General features: G+C 63.8%; 17 protein-coding genes and 1 tRNA gene. 9 read left to right on the forward strand and 9 right to left on the reverse strand.

Annotated features, from left to right (window positions below; translation table 11 throughout):
- Positions 1-37 precede the first annotated feature (37 nt).
- Positions 38-604, reverse strand: coding sequence for an elongation factor P (gene efp / locus OU419_RS19060; RefSeq protein ID WP_254475989.1), 567 nt, complete (start codon positions 602-604; stop codon positions 38-40).
- 42 nt (positions 605-646) lie between these two features.
- The gene (gene earP, locus OU419_RS19065; RefSeq protein WP_254475991.1) at positions 647-1774 is read right to left on the reverse strand and encodes an elongation factor P maturation arginine rhamnosyltransferase EarP; all 1128 of its coding nucleotides are present in this window, start codon (positions 1772-1774) and stop codon (positions 647-649) included.
- Between the two features lie 151 nt (positions 1775-1925).
- On the opposite strand from earP, the gene OU419_RS19070 reads away from it, so the two are divergent.
- Together OU419_RS19070 and oprI are read left to right on the forward strand one after the other, a co-directional pair.
- A tRNA-Ser gene (locus OU419_RS19070) sits at positions 1926-2015 on the forward strand.
- A gap of 398 nt (positions 2016-2413) precedes the next feature.
- The gene (gene oprI, locus OU419_RS19075) at positions 2414-2665 is read left to right on the forward strand and encodes an outer membrane lipoprotei OprI (RefSeq protein WP_017517003.1); all 252 of its coding nucleotides are present in this window, start codon (positions 2414-2416) and stop codon (positions 2663-2665) included.
- A 117-nt stretch (positions 2666-2782) separates the two neighbouring features.
- On the opposite strand, the gene OU419_RS19080 is transcribed toward oprI, so the two are convergent.
- From OU419_RS19080 to OU419_RS19090, 3 genes are all read right to left on the reverse strand, one after another.
- The gene (locus OU419_RS19080) at positions 2783-3766 is read right to left on the reverse strand and encodes a L,D-transpeptidase family protein (RefSeq protein WP_254475993.1); all 984 of its coding nucleotides are present in this window, start codon (positions 3764-3766) and stop codon (positions 2783-2785) included.
- Between the two features lie 73 nt (positions 3767-3839).
- Complete coding sequence (locus OU419_RS19085; RefSeq protein WP_254475995.1) at positions 3840-4118, reverse strand: hypothetical protein; 279 nt, start codon at positions 4116-4118, stop codon at positions 3840-3842.
- A 71-nt stretch (positions 4119-4189) separates the two neighbouring features.
- Positions 4190-4795 (reverse strand): arylesterase, encoded by a 606-nt coding sequence (locus OU419_RS19090; RefSeq protein WP_254475997.1) that lies wholly within the window; start codon positions 4793-4795, stop codon positions 4190-4192.
- Between the two features lie 10 nt (positions 4796-4805).
- On the opposite strand from OU419_RS19090, the gene OU419_RS19095 reads away from it, so the two are divergent.
- From OU419_RS19095 to greB, 3 genes are read left to right on the forward strand one after another with little or no spacing between them, the layout of a single operon-like run.
- Complete coding sequence (locus OU419_RS19095; protein WP_254475999.1) at positions 4806-5489, forward strand: ABC transporter ATP-binding protein; 684 nt, start codon at positions 4806-4808, stop codon at positions 5487-5489.
- Between the two features lie 22 nt (positions 5490-5511).
- Positions 5512-8004: an ABC transporter permease gene (locus OU419_RS19100; RefSeq protein WP_254476101.1), complete on the forward strand. Its 2493-nt coding sequence runs from the start codon at positions 5512-5514 to the stop codon at positions 8002-8004.
- Positions 8005-8045: 41 nt separating this feature from the next.
- On the forward strand, positions 8046-8543 hold the full coding sequence (greB, locus tag OU419_RS19105) for a transcription elongation factor GreB (protein WP_254476001.1): 498 nt from the start codon (positions 8046-8048) through the stop codon (positions 8541-8543).
- Between the two features lie 99 nt (positions 8544-8642).
- Here greB and OU419_RS19110 read toward each other — a convergent pair whose 3' ends face one another.
- Positions 8643-8963: a hypothetical protein gene (locus tag OU419_RS19110; RefSeq protein ID WP_302329094.1), complete on the reverse strand. Its 321-nt coding sequence runs from the start codon at positions 8961-8963 to the stop codon at positions 8643-8645.
- Between the two features lie 194 nt (positions 8964-9157).
- Between OU419_RS19110 and thpR the strand changes: the two genes are divergently transcribed.
- Complete coding sequence (gene thpR, locus OU419_RS19115; RefSeq protein WP_254476003.1) at positions 9158-9676, forward strand: RNA 2',3'-cyclic phosphodiesterase; 519 nt, start codon at positions 9158-9160, stop codon at positions 9674-9676.
- Here thpR and OU419_RS19120 read toward each other — a convergent pair.
- Positions 9662-10546, reverse strand: a complete 885-nt coding sequence (locus OU419_RS19120) for a LysR family transcriptional regulator (protein ID WP_254476010.1) — start codon at positions 10544-10546, stop codon at positions 9662-9664. The two genes, thpR and OU419_RS19120, sit on opposite strands and share 15 nt — an antisense overlap.
- 93 nt (positions 10547-10639) lie before the next feature.
- Here OU419_RS19120 and OU419_RS19125 point away from each other — a divergent pair, with 93 nt between their 5' ends.
- Positions 10640-11668, forward strand: coding sequence for a YeiH family protein (locus OU419_RS19125; protein ID WP_254476012.1), 1029 nt, complete (start codon positions 10640-10642; stop codon positions 11666-11668).
- Between the two features lie 67 nt (positions 11669-11735).
- Here OU419_RS19125 and OU419_RS19130 read toward each other — a convergent pair whose 3' ends face one another.
- Positions 11736-12170 (reverse strand): DoxX family protein, encoded by a 435-nt coding sequence (locus tag OU419_RS19130; protein WP_254476014.1) that lies wholly within the window; start codon positions 12168-12170, stop codon positions 11736-11738.
- Positions 12171-12287: 117 nt separating this feature from the next.
- Complete coding sequence (locus OU419_RS19135; protein ID WP_254476016.1) at positions 12288-13712, reverse strand: MltF family protein; 1425 nt, start codon at positions 13710-13712, stop codon at positions 12288-12290.
- Positions 13713-13939: 227 nt separating this feature from the next.
- On the opposite strand from OU419_RS19135, the gene OU419_RS19140 reads away from it, so the two are divergent.
- Both OU419_RS19140 and OU419_RS19145 read left to right on the forward strand, forming a co-directional pair.
- The gene (locus OU419_RS19140; protein ID WP_254476018.1) at positions 13940-14740 is read left to right on the forward strand and encodes a TatD family hydrolase; all 801 of its coding nucleotides are present in this window, start codon (positions 13940-13942) and stop codon (positions 14738-14740) included.
- Positions 14741-14877: 137 nt separating this feature from the next.
- Entirely contained in the window at positions 14878-16356 is a 1479-nt protein-coding gene (locus tag OU419_RS19145) for a methyl-accepting chemotaxis protein (RefSeq protein WP_254476020.1), read from the forward strand.
- Positions 16357-16366 lie beyond the last annotated feature (10 nt).

The following is a 16366-nucleotide window of genomic DNA, read 5'->3' on the forward strand; positions in this document are numbered from 1 at the left end:
CGGCAAATGCCGGGCTCTTTCTTGTCTCGGTTCAGGCTCAGGCCTTGACGCGGGACTTGTACTCGCCAGTGCGGGTATCGATTTCGATCGAGTCGCCGATTTCGCAGAAGGCGGAAACCTGCAGCTCTGCACCGTTCTTCAGGCGAGCGGTCTTCATCACTTTGCCGGAGGTGTCGCCACGGACAGCCGGCTCGGTGTAGACGATTTCGCGAACGATGGTGGTCGGCAGTTCGACGGAGATCACCTTCTCGTTGTAGAACACTGCTTCGCAAACGTCGGTCATGCCGTCTTCGATGAAGGTCAGCACGCCTTCCAGGTCGTCTTTCTCGATCTCGTACTGGTTGAACTCGGTGTCCATGAAGACATACAGCGGGTCCGCGAAGTAGGAGTAGGTCACTTCCTTGCGATCGAGGATGATCGGTTCCAGCTTGTCGTCGGCCTTGAACACGGTCTCGGTGCCAGCACCGGTCAGCAGGTTCTTCAGCTTCATCTTGACGACCGCGGAGTTACGGCCGGATTTGTTGAACTCGGCCTTCTGGATCACCCAGGGGGCGCCGTTGATGTTGGCAACCTGGCCGGCGCGGAACTCTTGTGCGGTTTTCATACGATTATCCGATTGGATTGGAGACAAAAAACAGGGGCCATATCATAGCCAATTTGTATAAAAACGCACCAGCCCCGCAGCAAGATCGGTTTGTTCACTCAACCGCCGCTGCCAATTGCTAATCTGCGCCGACCACTGCGGCAGCATCCCGTCGAGGCGCTTCCAGGATTCGCCCAGGTCGCCGCGACCATTCCAGGCCAACCAGAAGTCACGCAGGGTCGAACGCAGCGGTTCGTCAAGCGCCTCCCCCTGCAACGCCAGGAATGCTTCGAGCTTGTCGAGATGCGCGTCGTCATCCTGCCGGTAGATGTGCCAGATGAAAGGCCGCCCCGCCCACTGGGCTCGCACGAAGGAATCCTCCCCACGCACGGCATTGATGTTGCAGCACCAGAGCAGGTGGTCGTAGTCCTCCTGCCGGACGAACGGCAGCACCTGCACCCGCAGCGCATCGCGCACGAACGTATCGCCAACCTGCTGCCCACGTCCCGCCCAGCGCGCCACGTCACTCAGTACACGACCTTCGGGCACCAGTAAAAGCGTGGGCGACAGAGCACCGGCCAGCGCATCGAGCCACGTCGGCAGCGCTGCCATCTCGTAGGCAAATAGAGAGACGAGACGCTCGCCTGACTGCGCCTGCACTCCCAGTGTCGCCAGGAATCGCGCCTGCGCCGCAGGGTCGGCTTGAAACGCGTCGCGCCGCTCGATCAGGCCGGACTCACGCAACAACCCACCGGTGGACGGTCTGAAACCCGGAAAATAGAAGAACTTTTGCAAGCCATTCGGCTGCAGGGACGGCAGCGCATGACAGGAGTCCACCCAGGACTCGGCGCTGAGATATTCGAGATTCAGCCAGAGCGGCGCGATGCTCCGCTCGCACATCGCGGCCACATAAGGTTCCGGCAGCGTGCATGCGAACGCTTCGATCACCACGTCCGCCACCTCGGTCGCGCGCCAGTCCCCGGCCCAATGACGAATCTCGACGCCGGAGTGCACCTGCGACAGGGCATTCGGGTCCGTCTCCGGACAGATGCGTGCGAGAGCATGCTGGTCGTCGACCCACAGACGTACCCGTTGCCCATGCTCAAGCGCCAACTGGCGAGCCAGGCGCCAGGTGACGCCGATGTCGCCATAGTTGTCGACCACGCTGCAGAAAACATCCCAGCTCGCCATTCGCGTCCGCTCAGGTTGGAAAGGCGCCAGTGTACCCGCGAGACACCCTTTTCACCTTAAGCCGATGAATCCGTTGAAAAAACATTTGCGTTTGGGAAAACCTTTGAGTAAAGTGCGCGCCTCGACAGACACAGCGCTGTCGAAACAATCTGGTGAGGTGTCCGAGTGGTTGAAGGAGCACGCCTGGAAAGTGTGTATACGGGAAACCGTATCGAGGGTTCGAATCCCTCCCTCACCGCCAGATCATGAAGAAGCCCGGCTAAGCAATTAGCCGGGCTTTTTCGTTTTGCCTTCACACTTTCCTCACCTGCTGCAAGTTGCCACTTCGACAAATGCAGAACGGCGATTAAACAGTTGTTCGATCATTGACGACTGGCATCTGACGGTCTACCTCCCCCTTCCGGAAACAGCCTACCCGTCGGCCTGACACTCTTTGGAAACACGTCTTTGCCAGATTGGACAGTTTTTGCCCAAATCCGCCTCTGGCAACTGCAAATAGCGGGCTAACATGAAAAAAAAGTGCCGTACTTGCGTTCGGTCAGTTTACTTACTACAAGTAATGAGTACTATGTAGTCCGGCTAATTTCCCAGTCATGGGAGATTGCTTTTAATGGAAATGTCCACCTTAAGGGGAACACGATGAACAACGTTCTGAAATTCTCTGCTCTGGCTCTGGCTGCTGTTCTGGCCACCGGTTGCAGCAGCCACTCGAAAGAAACCGAAGCTCGTCTGACCGCTACTGAAGACGCTGCTGCTCGTGCTCAAGCCCGTGCCGATGAAGCCTATCGCAAGGCTGATGAAGCTCTGGCCGCTGCTCAGAAAGCCCAGCAGACCGCTGACGAGGCTAACGAGCGCGCCCTGCGTATGCTGGACAAAGCCAGCCGCAAGTAATAGATCTTCGGATCTGTTCGAAAAACCGACCCTTCGGGGTCGGTTTTTTTATGCCCGAAGAAAACACCGGGCAAGAAAAAGCCCGCACGAAGCGGGCTCTTTCGACATGCCGGGAAGTTACTGCAGCGGCATCGAGTCCTGATCGACAGTCGCAGCAACCGGAGCGCCATGCCCCTGCTCTTGCGGCTGGGCGATGGCAACCGGCAGACCATCTTCGGCGGCAACCACTTCGCGCACCACGTTCCAGTCCATCTGCATCTGGCTGGCGATGTCCTCGCGCTTGAGCAACGCATTGATCACCGCAGTGTGCTTATCGACCACGGACGGATCGCCGTTGTCATCGATAGGTGCATGGGCCTCCAGATAGATCTTGCCTTCGCTGCGGCCGAACTTGTACGGCTCGTTGATGATACGCACCGGAGTACCCACGGGAATCATCGAGAACAGCTGAGTCACATCCCAGTTGTACATGCGGAAGCAGCCATGACTGGTCCGGGTACCGATACCGAACTTCTTGTTCGAACCGTGGATCAGGTAGCCGTGGAAGCCCAGGCTCATCTTGTAGGGACCCAGCGGGTTATCCGGCCCCGGCGGCACTACGGACGGCAGCGGATCGCCATCGGCTGCGTGCTCGGCACGGATCGATGCCGGAGGGTACCAGGCCGGATCCTTGGTCTTGGCAATCACACTGGTGCTGCCGATCGGCGACCCCCAACCCTCACGACCAATACCCAGGGCATAGGTGTAAACCACGTTCTTGCCCTTCGGGTAGTAATAGAGACGGTACTCGGCAAGGTTTATCACCACGCCATCACGCGGCCCCGGCGGAAGAATGAAACGGGTCGGAATGATGACTTCGGTACCCACACCCGGCAGCCAGGCATCGACGCCAGGGTTTGCGGCGATCATCTCCGAATAGCCGAGGCCGTACTTCTCGCCAAGGTCGGCGAAGGTGTCTTCGTACTTGGCCTTGATCACCTGAACCTGGCCGACGATATCGTCGCCCGGGGGCGGCAACGGCAATTCAATGGCAGAAACTGGGCCGACCGAGAGCAGCGCGGCTAACGACAGCGAGCAGGCGGCAATAACGCGCGACAACATCCGAGGATCCTTGACGAGTGCAATGGGCAAAGGTGAATCAGTTTACCACTGCGAACTGCGTCACTGGGAGATATCAGACGAGCCAGGAGGCCCGCGCGCCGCGCTTTTCCTGTTCCAGTTGTTTCAGACAAGCGCTGCAAATACGACGATCACGCAACAGCGGCTTCTCGAGGCATCGCCAGAGCGGCTGGGCGGGCAACAGGCTGCCGCAGAGCGTGCGGTCGGCAGGCGTGCCCAGCTCCAGTTGGCGCGCAACAAGATGCACCCGGACCTCGCGGCAGGCGAACAGATCCAGTTGCTCATCGGGTTCGATCAACTGGTAAGCGAAGTGAGTCCAGGCGGGGCGCGGCATAGGGGGTTCCAGAAGGGTGCGCAAACATAGCCGAAAGGCCGTTCGCGGGGAAGCCTTGATGCACCGGTTTATCAGAGTAACGGCTTGAGCGTCGGCCAGACATTGTCGAGCAGTTTAGGCTGCGCGACGGTGGCCGGGTGGATTCCGTCGGCCTGCATCATTGCCGATACCCCGCCGACACCTTCGAGGAAGAATGGCACCAGAGCGATCTGCTGCTCCCGGGCAACCGTCTCGAACACTTTGGAAAAAGCATCGGTGTAACGCTGACCGTAGTTCGGCGGCAGCTTCATGCCCAGCAACAGCACCTTCGCCCCGGCCTTGCGGGACTGCTCCACCATAGAGGCAAGATTCTGTTGCAATTGCGCCGGCGCCATTCCGCGCAGACCATCATTGCCTCCCAGCTCGATCACCACCAGCTTCGGCTTCTGCTCCGAAAGCAGCGCCGGCAGCCGCGCGAGGCCTCCCGCGGAGGTATCGCCACTGATCGACGCGTTAACTACCGAGTAGTCGAACCCCTGCTCACGCAGGCGCTTGTCCAGCAGGCTGACCCACCCGTGACTGGTATCCACCCCCAAACCGGCGCTGATACTATCGCCGACGACCAACAGCGTCTGCGCCGCGGCCTGCTGCGTGAACAGAAGCAACGCCAGGCAGCCGCTCAATAGCCATGTACGCATCGGATTCTCCATGAGCGAACGCATTCTCACCGCGCGGAACCTTAGCAAGGTTGTTTCCAGCGCGGAAGGCAAGCTGACCATCCTTCACGACCTTTCCCTGGACCTCTCCCGCGGCGACAGCCTGGCCATCGTCGGCAGCTCCGGCTCGGGGAAGTCCACGCTTCTAGGGCTGCTCGCCGGACTCGACCTGCCCAGTGGCGGCGAGATCGTCCTGCTCGGCCACTCGCTGGGCAGCCTCGACGAGGACGAGCGCTCCCGGGTGCGCGCCGCCCATGTCGGCTTCGTGTTCCAATCGTTCCAGTTGCTCGACAGTCTCAACGCGCTGGAAAACGTCATGCTGCCGCTTGAACTCGATGGCCGCGCCGATGCCCGCCAACGCGCCCGCGACCTGCTGGAGCGTGTCGGCCTGGGCCAGCGCCTGACCCACTACCCCCGCCAGCTCTCCGGCGGCGAACAACAGCGCGTTGCCATCGCCCGCGCCTTCGCTGCCGAGCCGGACGTGCTGTTCGCCGACGAACCCACCGGCAATCTCGACACCACCACCGGCGAGCGCATCAGCGAGCTGCTGTTCGAGCTCAATCGCGAGCGCGGAACCACCCTGGTACTCGTGACCCACGACGAGCGCCTCGCCCATCGCTGCCAGCGCATCATCCGCCTTGAAAGCGGCCACCTGATCGATCACGTCGAACCCTGACGGACGCCCGCCGATGAAGTCACTGTCGCTGTCCAACCTGCTCCGTCTTTCGCTACGCCAGTTATGGCGCGAAGGGCGCAGCGGCGAATTGCGTGTGCTGTTCTTCGCCCTGCTTATCGCCGTGGCAGCCAGTTCGGCCATCGGCTACTTCAGCGCCCGGCTGAACGCTGCAATGCTGGTACGCGCCGCCGAATTCCTCGGCGCCGACCTTGTGCTGAGTGGCACCCAGCCCGCCGAACAACGCCAGATCGACAGCGGCCTCAAGCTCGGCCTGCAGCACGCGAGCAGCGTCGAGTTCTCCAGTGTCGTCGCCACCGACCAGGGCATCCAGCTCAGCAGCGTGAAGGCCGTAGGCGAAACCTATCCGCTGCGCGGCGAGCTCAAGAGCGCCCCGGAACCCCAGCAACCCGAGGTCGAAGGCGGTCGCCCGCAACCGGGCGAGCTGTGGGTCGAGTCGCGCCTGCTGGCCAGCCTGGAACTTAAGGTCGGCGACAGCGTCGACATCGGCCGCAAAAGCCTGCGCATCGCCCGCGTGCTGACCTACGAGCCGGACCGCGCCGGCGACTTCTACAGCCTCACGCCACGCGTAATGATGAACCTGCAGGACCTCGATGCCACGGGCGTCGTGCAACCCGGCAGCCGGGTGCGCTACCGCGACCTGTGGGGCGGCCCGCCGGAGGCGCTGCAAGCCTACCGCCAGGCGACGAACGACAACCTCGCCGCCAACCAGCAATTGCAGGATGCCCACCACGGCAACCGGCAGATCGGCGATGCATTGGGCCGCGCCGAACGCTACCTGAACCTCGCCAGCCTCGCCGCCGTCCTGCTCGCTGGCGTCGCCGTGGCGCTCTCGGCCAATCGCTTCGCATCCCGCCGCTTCGACTCCAGCGCCCTGCTGCGTTGCCTGGGGCTCTCGCGCCGCCAGACTCTGCTGCTCTACGGCACCCAGCTCCTGGCGCTTGGCCTGCTGGCCAGCCTGGGCGGCGCGCTGCTCGGCTGGCTCGCACAACTGGGGCTGGTGAAACTGCTGGGCAACCTGCTGCCACCGCAAATCCCTGGCGGCGGCATCGTCCCCGCGCTGGCCGGCATGGCCACCGGGCTGGTCGCACTGGCCGGTTTTGCACTGCCACCGCTGGCCGCGCTGGGGCGAGTGCCGCCGCTGCGGGTACTGCGCAGCGACCTGCTGCCCGTGCCGATGCGCACCTGGCTGGCGTACGGCTGTGCGCTGCTCGCCCTCGGCCTGATCATGTGGCGCCTCAGCCTGGACGTACGCCTGACCCTCGCCCTGCTGGTCGGCGGCGCCGTCGCCGCGCTGGTGCTGGGCCTGGTGATGCTCCTCGCCCTGCGTGGCCTGCGCCAGAGCCTGCGCAATGCCAGCCTGCCCTGGCGCCTTGGCCTCGGCCAGTTGCTGCGCCACCCGCTGGCCGCCGCCGGACAAAGCCTGGCATTCGGGCTGATTCTGCTGGCAATGGCTCTTATCGCCCTGCTGCGAGGCGAACTGCTGGACACCTGGCACGCACAACTGCCGGCGAACGCACCCAATCATTTCGCACTGAACATCCTGCCCGCCGAAAAGGACAGTTTCGAACAACGTGTAAAGAAGCTCTCGCCCAATGCCGAGGACCTCTACCCGATGGTTCCGGGCCGCCTGGTGGCCGTGAACGGCCAGCCAGTCCACGCACTGAACGAGGACATCCGCAGCGAGCGCGCCCTGCAGCGTGACCTCGGGCTGACCTGGTCGGCGCGCCTGCCCGCCGGCAATCAGATCGTCGCCGGCCAGTGGTGGCAGGCAGGGGAAGGCAACGCACTGCCCGGCGTATCGGTGGAAGAAAAGCTCGCCGGCAACCTCGGCCTGAACGTCGGCGACCGCCTGAGCTTCAGCGTCGCCGGCCAGACCCGTGACGCGCAGGTACGCAGCCTGCGCTCGGTGAAATGGGACAACTTCCAGCCGAACTTCTTCATGGTCTTCGAGCCCGGAACCCTCACCGATCTGCCGGTGACCTACCTGACCAGCTTCTACCTGCCGGCCAGCCAGGAGCGCGACCTGATCGAACTGGCGCGAGCCTTTCCCACCGTCACCCTGCTGCCGGTCGACGCCCTGCTGTCGCAACTGCGCAGCATCCTCGACCAGGTGACGCTGGCCGTCGAATACGTACTGGTATTCGTGCTCGCCGCCGGCTTCGTGGTGCTGTTCGCCGGCCTGCAAGCCACCCTCGACGAGCGCCTGCGCCAGGGCGCCCTGCTGCGCGCGCTGGGCGCCGAACGCCAACTGCTGATGCGCGCGCGGCGTAGCGAGTTCGCCTTGCTCGGCGCAGTCAGCGGGCTGCTCGCGGCACTCGGTTGCGAGCTGATCAGCTACCTGCTCTACCGTCTGGTGTTCGACCTGCCGTGGAGCCCGCATCCCTGGCTGCTGCCATTGCCGCTGCTGGGGGCGCTCCTCGTCGGCGGCGCCGGACTTCTCGGTACTCGTCGCGCCCTGAACAGCAGCCCTCTGCGCCTGCTGCGCGAAGGCTGATCGGGTAGACTCCCGCCATCACATCCAGCACCCCGGAAACCATGAGCCGTTATCGTCCTCCCCGTCCCGCCGGAACACCGCTGATTACCCCCGAAGGCGAAGCGCGCCTGCGTGCCGAACTGCACGAACTGTGGAACGTGCGCCGTCCCCAGGTGACCCAGTCGGTCAGCGAAGCGGCCGCCCAGGGCGACCGCTCGGAGAATGCCGAGTACACCTACGGGAAAAAGATGCTGCGCGAGATCGACAGCCGCGTGCGCTTCCTGCGCAAGCGCCTGGAAAACTGCAAGGTAGTGAGCGAGCGACCGGCCGATCCGAACAAGGTTTACTTCGGCGCCTGGGTCACCCTGGAAGACGAGGAAGGCGAGCAGGCCCGCTACCGAATCGTCGGTCCGGACGAACTCGACCTGCGCAACAACCACATCAGCATCGACTCACCGCTCGCACGCGCACTGGTCGGCAAGGAGCTGGATGCGGAAGTGATGGTGCGCAGCCCCGCCGGCGAGAAGATGTGGTTCGTGATCGAAATCGAGTATCCGTGATCGTCCGCCGCAGTAGCTGCTCGACGCTACGTGCGGACAGGCTCTACGTCAGACTTCACCGGCGCCACGCGCAGTGGTTCGTGACCGGCACCGGGCACTTCAGAGCGGCCGTGGCCGACGCGTGATGAGCCCCTGCCGCGCCACGCGGATCAGTTCGCTGACGGTGGATTCAAGCTGCTCGGCGACAGGTGCCTGAACGACTGCGAAGTCGAAGCTGTCGGAGGGGAAACGGGCTATGTCGGCGACGGTCTCAGCGAACTGGATAAGGAAGGTACGCGAACCGTTCCAGCGCTTGGGCCAGCCATCCAGATAGCGAACGAGAGTGGGCTGATGATTGCCGCCCAGGAGAATCTTCGGGTTGCGGCGCACCAGGCCGGTGGTGATGGGAGCCAGGCGCACGTGCGGGTTGGGACAGGTCATGGTGTCATGTCTCCGCCTCTTGGGTCCTGCTGGACGCGGCGAGAGGCACACCGAAACCAGCGCTTTAGCGGTATTTCGATGTCGGCATCGCCGCATCCGCGCCCCGCAAGTTGCTACTTAAATCGGCGCTGTGCGGCATCCTAGATAAGCCCCGGCAATACTGTCAAGGCAACTGAGGTCGAGGTATCCCCACGATGAGCACTCCCCCGTTACGGCTGTTTTTCGCCGTGCCCTGTCCAGCCCCCCTGACCGAGGCGATCTGTACCTGGCGCGACACCTTGCACCTGGACGGCCAACCCGTCGCACCGGGCAACCTGCACCTGACCCTGGCCTTTCTCGGCGCCGTACCGCGCGGGCGCAAGGCAGAACTGCTGGGCATCGGAGCGAGCCTGCCGCGCCAGAGCTTCATCCTGCGTCTCGATCACCTGGCACGCTGGAAGAACGGCATCCTGCACCTCGTGCCGAGCCACACCCCGGCCGAACTTCACCACCTCGTGACAGTGCTGCGTGACGCTTTGCAATCCGGCGGGTTCGAAGTGGAACAGAGGCCCTTCCACCCGCACCTCACCCTGGCCCGCCACGCCCATACGCTGCCCATCGCGCAACCGGCGTTCGAACTGCCGGCCAGCGCCATCACCCTCTACAGCTCGGAGAACAGCCCTGCCGGCGTACACTATCGTCCGCTCGGCAACTGGCCGCTAGACCACGCCTGACTGCGCATAGTCGAGGAAGCGCCGCAGCCCGGCAGTGGGATACTTGTCGATGTGCAGCGCGAGGAAGAAGGTGCGGCGCAGCGGCCCCAGAGGGCTGTCCAGACGCACCAGCTCGCCGCGCTTCAGCTCCGCCTGCACGACCCGTTGCGACAGATAAGTAATCCCCGCGCCCCGACCGACCAGATGCTTGATCGCCTCGGCGTTACTGATTTCCAGCGGTGAATCGACGCTACCCAGGCGCGGCAGTACCTGCTGCTCGAACGTCACGCGGGTGCCCGAACCCGATTCGCGCAACACCCAGCGCGCCGCCGTCAGATCCTCGATGGTCACCTGCCCCGCCAGCGCCAGGGGATGGTCTGCCGCCGCCACCAGCAACAGCTCATCGTCAGTCCAGGGAGTGAGCTGGATCTGCGGATGCAGGATCGGCGCCTCTATGAAGGCGACATCCAGACGAAACTCCGCCAGCGCCTCGATCACGTCGCGACTGTTGGCCACCTGCAACTGCAAGCGGCTTTCCGGCAGCTCGGCGAGAAAACCGGCCATCACCTGCGGCAGCAGATAACCACCGATGCTGCGGCTCGCGCCCAGACTGAGCTGCACCGGAGACGACTCGAACAGGCTCTCCAGTTCAGCACTCTGCGCCAGCAGCGCGCTGGCCTTGGGATAGAACGCCCGGCCATTGTCGTTCAGCGCCAGGCGTTTGCCGCTGCGGTCGAACAGCCGCGTACCAAGCGCCCGTTCCAGTTCCTGCAGGGCCTGGCTCGCAGCCGATTGCGACAGCGCGATGCGCGTGGCTGCCTGCGTGACATTGCCCAGCTCAGCAATGGCCGTGAAAGTCGCCAATTGACGAAGAGTGATGCGCGGCGCCATATCGATAAAACCGTTCAACCCAATAAGAACAATCTGTTTTTACACTAAGAAAGCCAGGAGCACCATGACATCACCTTACACAAGGAGCCTGTCATGAATGCCCTACGCCGCCTGCCCTATCTCCTCCCCGGCGCCCTGCTTTGCCTGGCCATAGCCTTCGGCTCCCGCCAACTGATGGAAATCCCCGTACTGCAGCACCTCGGACTGGGCAGCCTGACCCTCGCCATCCTTATCGGCCTGCTGGCCGGCAACCTCGGCCTGGCACGCTTCGGCGACATTCGTCCCGGCGTGGACCTGTCGCGCCAGCAACTGCTGCGCCTGGGCGTGGTGCTCTACGGCCTGCGCCTCACGTTCCAGGACATCGCCGCACTCGGCCCGGCAGCCCTGGTGATCGACACCCTGATGGTGACCAGTACCCTCTGCATCGCCTGGTTCATCGGCGAACGCCTGCTGAAGCTGCCCCGGGAGAGCGCCCTGCTGATCGGCGCCGGCAGCGCCATCTGCGGCGCGGCGGCAGTCATGGCCAGCAGTCCGGTGCTCAAGGCCCGCGCCGAACACACCGCCGTTGCGGTCGCCACTGTCGTACTGTTCGGCACATTGGCAATGCTGCTGCACCCGATGATCTATGCCGCACTGCCGAACCTGTTCGGCAGCCAGCAAGCCTTCGGCGTCTTCACCGGCTCGACCATCCATGAAGTTGCGCAGGTGGTCGCCGCTGGCCGCGCAATGGACCCTGCCGCCGCCGACGCCGCACTGATCAGCAAGATGCTGCGTGTCCTGCTCCTGGCCCCGGCCCTGCTGGTTCTCGGCCGTGTTGGCAATACCGCAGCCGCAGAACCGGGCCAGCGTCGCAAGCTGCACATCCCCGGCTTCGCCGTGGCCTTCCTGCTGGTCAGCGGTCTGCGTTCGCTGGGTTGGGTGCCGCATAGCTGGCTGGCGCCGCTGCAGCAGCTCGACGACGTGATGCTGGGCATGGCGATGGCCGCCCTGGGCCTGGCAACCCGCCTGGGCGACCTGCGCAAGGAAGGACCGAAACCGCTGCTGCTGGGCGCCGGTCTGTTCATCTTCCTGTTGGTTGGCGGCGGCCTGATCAACGGCGGCGTGCAGTACCTGTTCCACTGATACGCACGGGCAATGAAAAAGGGCGGACACCAAAGGTGTCCGCCCTTTTTCGCTCGAGGGCCGGCTATCAGCTGGAGAGCTTGCGGTCCAGCGAGAACGGACCAGCCCCGCTGATCAGCAGCGCCACGCTTATCATGATCAGCGTGAAGGCGTATTCGAAGCCGTTGTTGGTGATGAAGAAGCCATTGGCCAGGTGCACGCTGAATACCGCCACCAGCATCGCGACGATCAGCGGAATGCTCGCCAGGCGCACCAGCAGACCCAGCACCAGCGCCAGACCACCGAAGAACTCGGCACTACCCGCCAGGGCAGCCATCAGGTATCCCGGAGTCACACCCAGCGACTCCAGCCACCCTGCCATACCCTGCAGACCCGGACCGCCGAATGCGCCGAAGAGCTTCTGCGAGCCATGAGCCATGAAAGTCAGACCGGTGGTAATGCGCAGAACAGCGATACCGGCGCCAGCATTGGTGGACAGGATGGATTTGATCAGCGAGTTCATGGTGAGTCCTTGTGCAGAGGATAGTGGGCCGCAACCGTGGTTGCTTGAGGATCAATATAGACAATTTATCCGATACAAAAAGCGCAAATTTGCACTCATAACTATCGAATTATTTAATCACTTCTTGATCGCTGCCACGCTCTCCCGTGGCTCCAGGCCATCACGTTCACGCTGATAGGCAAGATAGTACTTGTTGACGCTGCTGACATAGTTCACCACGCCCATGCCTAGCTGCTCGGCCGCCACCCGCTCGACCTGGAAGAACCACTGGTTGGGGTTCAACCCCTGGCGCCGAGCCTCCGCGCGCAGGCTCTGGACTCGCTCGGGGCCGGCGTTGTAGGCCGCCAGCACGAACGCCATGCGGTCACGCTCGCTGATCCGCGGGCTGGAGAAGAAGCGCTTGCGCAGCATCGCCATGTAGCGGCTGGCAGCCTGCACATTGCTTTCCTTCTGGTGCACCGTGTCCACGCCCACGGCGCGTGCCGCCGCCGGCGTGATCTGCATGAGCCCGGTAGCGCCGCCGGAGCCACGAGCGCCGGCATTGAGGTTGGATTCCTTGAAAGCCACCGCCGCCAGCGCCAGCCAGTCGAGACTGCTTTGCGCAGCGAAACGCTGCAGCGTCGGGCGCACCGCCTCCAGTCGCTTGCGGTCAGGCGCCACCAGCGGATTGCGCACCTGGTAGGCGCGCCGGTAGAGACGCTGGAACGCGCTGTCCTGATCGGCCGGCGCGCGGTACTCCTTGAGGAAGCGATTGACGCTGGCACGCAGCATCGGCGCATCGCGGCGCACGTACCAGGTCATGCTTTCGCTGTTGTCGAGCACCAGGTGCCGGTCGATGCGTAGCTTGGTGAAGACCTTGGCCCAGCGTTCGGCGATCGGCTGCTCCACGACCGTATAGCTGTAGATGCCGGCCTGGACCATCTCCAGTACGTCCTCCACGGCCAGCGAAGAATCGGTCCACTCCAGCACCAGCGGCGCCATTCGGCGTTGAGCCAGACGCTCGTTGACCCGCCGCACCGCCTCACCGGCAGCACTGCCGGCGGGCAGCGTGATGGTGCGACCGGCAAGCTGCTCCAGCCGAACGAAGCGGCGGTTGCCTTGCCTGGTGACCAGCACCAGGGGCACGTCTTCCTTCCACGGCAGACTGGCGCTGAGGTTCTGGCCTTCGCGTGCCAGCAGCACCTCGCCGGGCGCTACCAGATCACCCTCGCCGCGCTGCAGGGCGCCGAGCAGTTGATCCTTGGCCTTGGGAATGAACTTGATAGAAAGGGGTTTGCGGCCGGGCGCGGTATCGTTCAGGTATTGCTCGAAGGCCCGCAGGCGACGGTATTCGACGCCGATCGGCTCGCCCTTGATCTCGCCCGAGCTATTGCGGCTCTGGTTGACCAGAACGCGGAGAACGCCACCGGAGCGAATGGCGGCCAGGTCATGGGTACTACCGCTGTCCTGCTCCCAGTTTTCCGGCTGGGTCGTCAGGCGTGCGGACGCCGGCAGCGGCATCAAGGCCACCAGGCACAGCGTAAGCAGCAACAGTCGCGTCATCCAGCTCTCCAGGGGGTTCTCGCATCGGCACCGGCCCGTTCAGAGCGCGGCGTTGGCCGCAAGTTCCCGGCCGCCGAGGGCGCGCGAGAGTCTCACAGCACGAACCGTATGCCAACCCGTAATTCCGGAAGCACTTTCAGAAGTGGCTTCAACTATCTGTTTTTGAGGGATTTTTATTGAAAAACAGAGGTTCTGCTATGCTGCTCGCCCGAACCAAGGGAAGAAACATGCAACTGATCGACATCGGCGTCAACCTCACTCACCCGAGCTTTGCTCCGGAACGTGAAGCCCTGCTCGCCCGGGCTTTCGATGCTGGCGTTACCCAACTGGTGCTGACCGGCACCAGCCTGGAAGACAGCGAGCAAGCCCTGGAACTGTGCCGGCAACTGGACCAGGGCCAGCGACTCTACTGCACCGCCGGCCTCCATCCCCATGAGGCGAGTCAATGGAAAAGCGATAGCGCGCGGGCGCTGCGCGGCCTGTTGAAGGAAGAGCGCGTGCGTGCAGTCGGCGAGTGCGGGCTGGACTTCAACCGCGACTTCTCGCCGCGCCCTTTGCAAGAGAAGGCGTTCGAGGAGCAACTGGCCCTGGCCGTGGAACTGCAGCGCCCGGTCTTCATCCATGAACGCGATGCGGCCGAGCGGCTGCTGGCCATCGTCAAGGACTTCCGCGACCGGCTGCCCGCCGCAGTGGTGCACTGCTTCACCGGCGAACGCCGAACGCTCTACAACTATCTCGACCTGGACCTGCACATCGGCATCACCGGCTGGATCTGCGACGAACGCCGCGGCACCCATCTGCAGGAGCTGGTGAAGGAGATTCCCGAGGGCCGGCTGATGCTGGAAAGCGACGCTCCCTACCTGCTGCCGCGGACCCTGCGGCCCAAGCCCAAGCATGGCCGCAACGAGCCGGCCTACCTGCCCGAGGTGCTGGCCTGCGTAGCGCTGCATCGAGGCGAAAGCGAGGAGTGTGTCGCGGCCCACACCACCGACTGCGCACGGCATTTCTTCGGCCTGCCGGAGATGTGAAGCCGCGCTCAAGATTGCGGCCCGGCGGCCGTTAACCCAGGTGTCGAAGGCGGCTTGATCCTTATCAATAACCGGCCTTCATCCTTTTCAAGACAATGGCGGCGCCTTGCCACCATTCGACCGACAAGAAGACAGCTATGGCCGCCTGGATCCGCGATATTTCCCTCAAGTACAAATTCTGGGCCGTGAATGCGGTCGCCTTCGTTACCACCCTGCTGCTGGTGCTGTTCGCCATGCACCAGGAGCTGGACGCCCGCAACCAGCAAGCCCGCCAGAGCGCCGAAGCCCAGGCCCAGTTGCTCAAAAGCTGGCCGGCGGGCACTCCCTTGCCGGGCGCCACCCACCTCGTTAGCTTCGCTGCCGGCAGCGCTCCGCAGATCGCAGGCGTCGACGCCTCTGTCCTGTCCCGCGCCAGTGGCTGGGTCGAGCTGCCCGAAACAGAGACCCACTCAGGCACACTGACCGGCGCATACGTGCAGGACATGGGCAACGGCCAGCGCATCGCGATACTTGCCTACGGCACCAGCTTCTGGAATGTGTTCGAAGACCGCGCGCTGCCCTATGCCGGCGCCGTGATGATCCTGATGCTGGCCCTGCTCGCCGCCTCGCAATTGCTGATCCGCTTCATCCTCACTCACCTGCTCACCCTGCGCGACGTGATGCTGCACGTGGAGAAGAGCGGCGACCTGTCCGCCCGCGTACCACTGGACAGCCGTGACGAGGTGGGCCAGATGGCCACCGCCTTCAACGCCATGCAGGCCGGTTACCAGCGCGTGGTCGGCACCGTCGCCCAGGCCGCCGGGCGCCTCGATGAAGGTGCGCGCAGCCTCGCCAGCACGATGGGCCAGGTACGCCAGGGCATGCTCGGCCAGCAGAGCGAGACGGATCAGGCCGCTACCGCCATCAACGAGATGTCCACCACCGTCCACCATATCGCCCAGCACGCAGCCGATACCCGCGACCAGTCGCAGGAAGCCGACCGCCTGGCGGGCAATGGCCAGCAGGTCGTCGGCCGCGTCGGCCAGTCCATCGCGGGACTGTCCCAGGGTGTACAGCAGACCGCCGAAATGATCCAGCAACTGGCCCAGGACAGCCACAAGATCAGCAGCGTTGTCAGCGTCATCCACGGCATTGCCGAACAAACCAACCTGCTGGCCCTCAACGCCGCCATCGAAGCCGCCCGCGCCGGTGAAATGGGCCGTGGCTTCGCCGTGGTGGCCGACGAAGTACGCAACCTGGCCAAACGCGTGCAGGACTCCACCGACGAGATCACCCAGATGATCAATGCCCTGCAATCCGGCACCCGTGATGCCGTGGAGTTCATGCAGGAAAGCTCGATCAAGGCCGACGGCTGCGTCGAGGAGGCACGCGAAGCCGGCGAGGCGCTGGCCGCCATTGCCAGCGCAGTGGCGCTGATGCGCGAAAGCAACACGCAGATCGCCGTGGCCGCCGAACAGCAGAGCCAGGTCGCCGAAGAGATGACCCGCTCGGTGGTGGGCATTCGCGATGTCACCGAACTGACCGTCCAGCAAACCGTAGAATCGGCCAGCACCAGCCATCAGTTGGCCGACCTGGCCGGCGAACTGAGCCGGGCCATCGGCCAGTTGCGCCTGTAAATCCTATTGC

It is taken from the genome of Pseudomonas triclosanedens (assembly GCF_026686735.1).
GTDB lineage: Bacteria > Pseudomonadota > Gammaproteobacteria > Pseudomonadales > Pseudomonadaceae > Pseudomonas > Pseudomonas triclosanedens.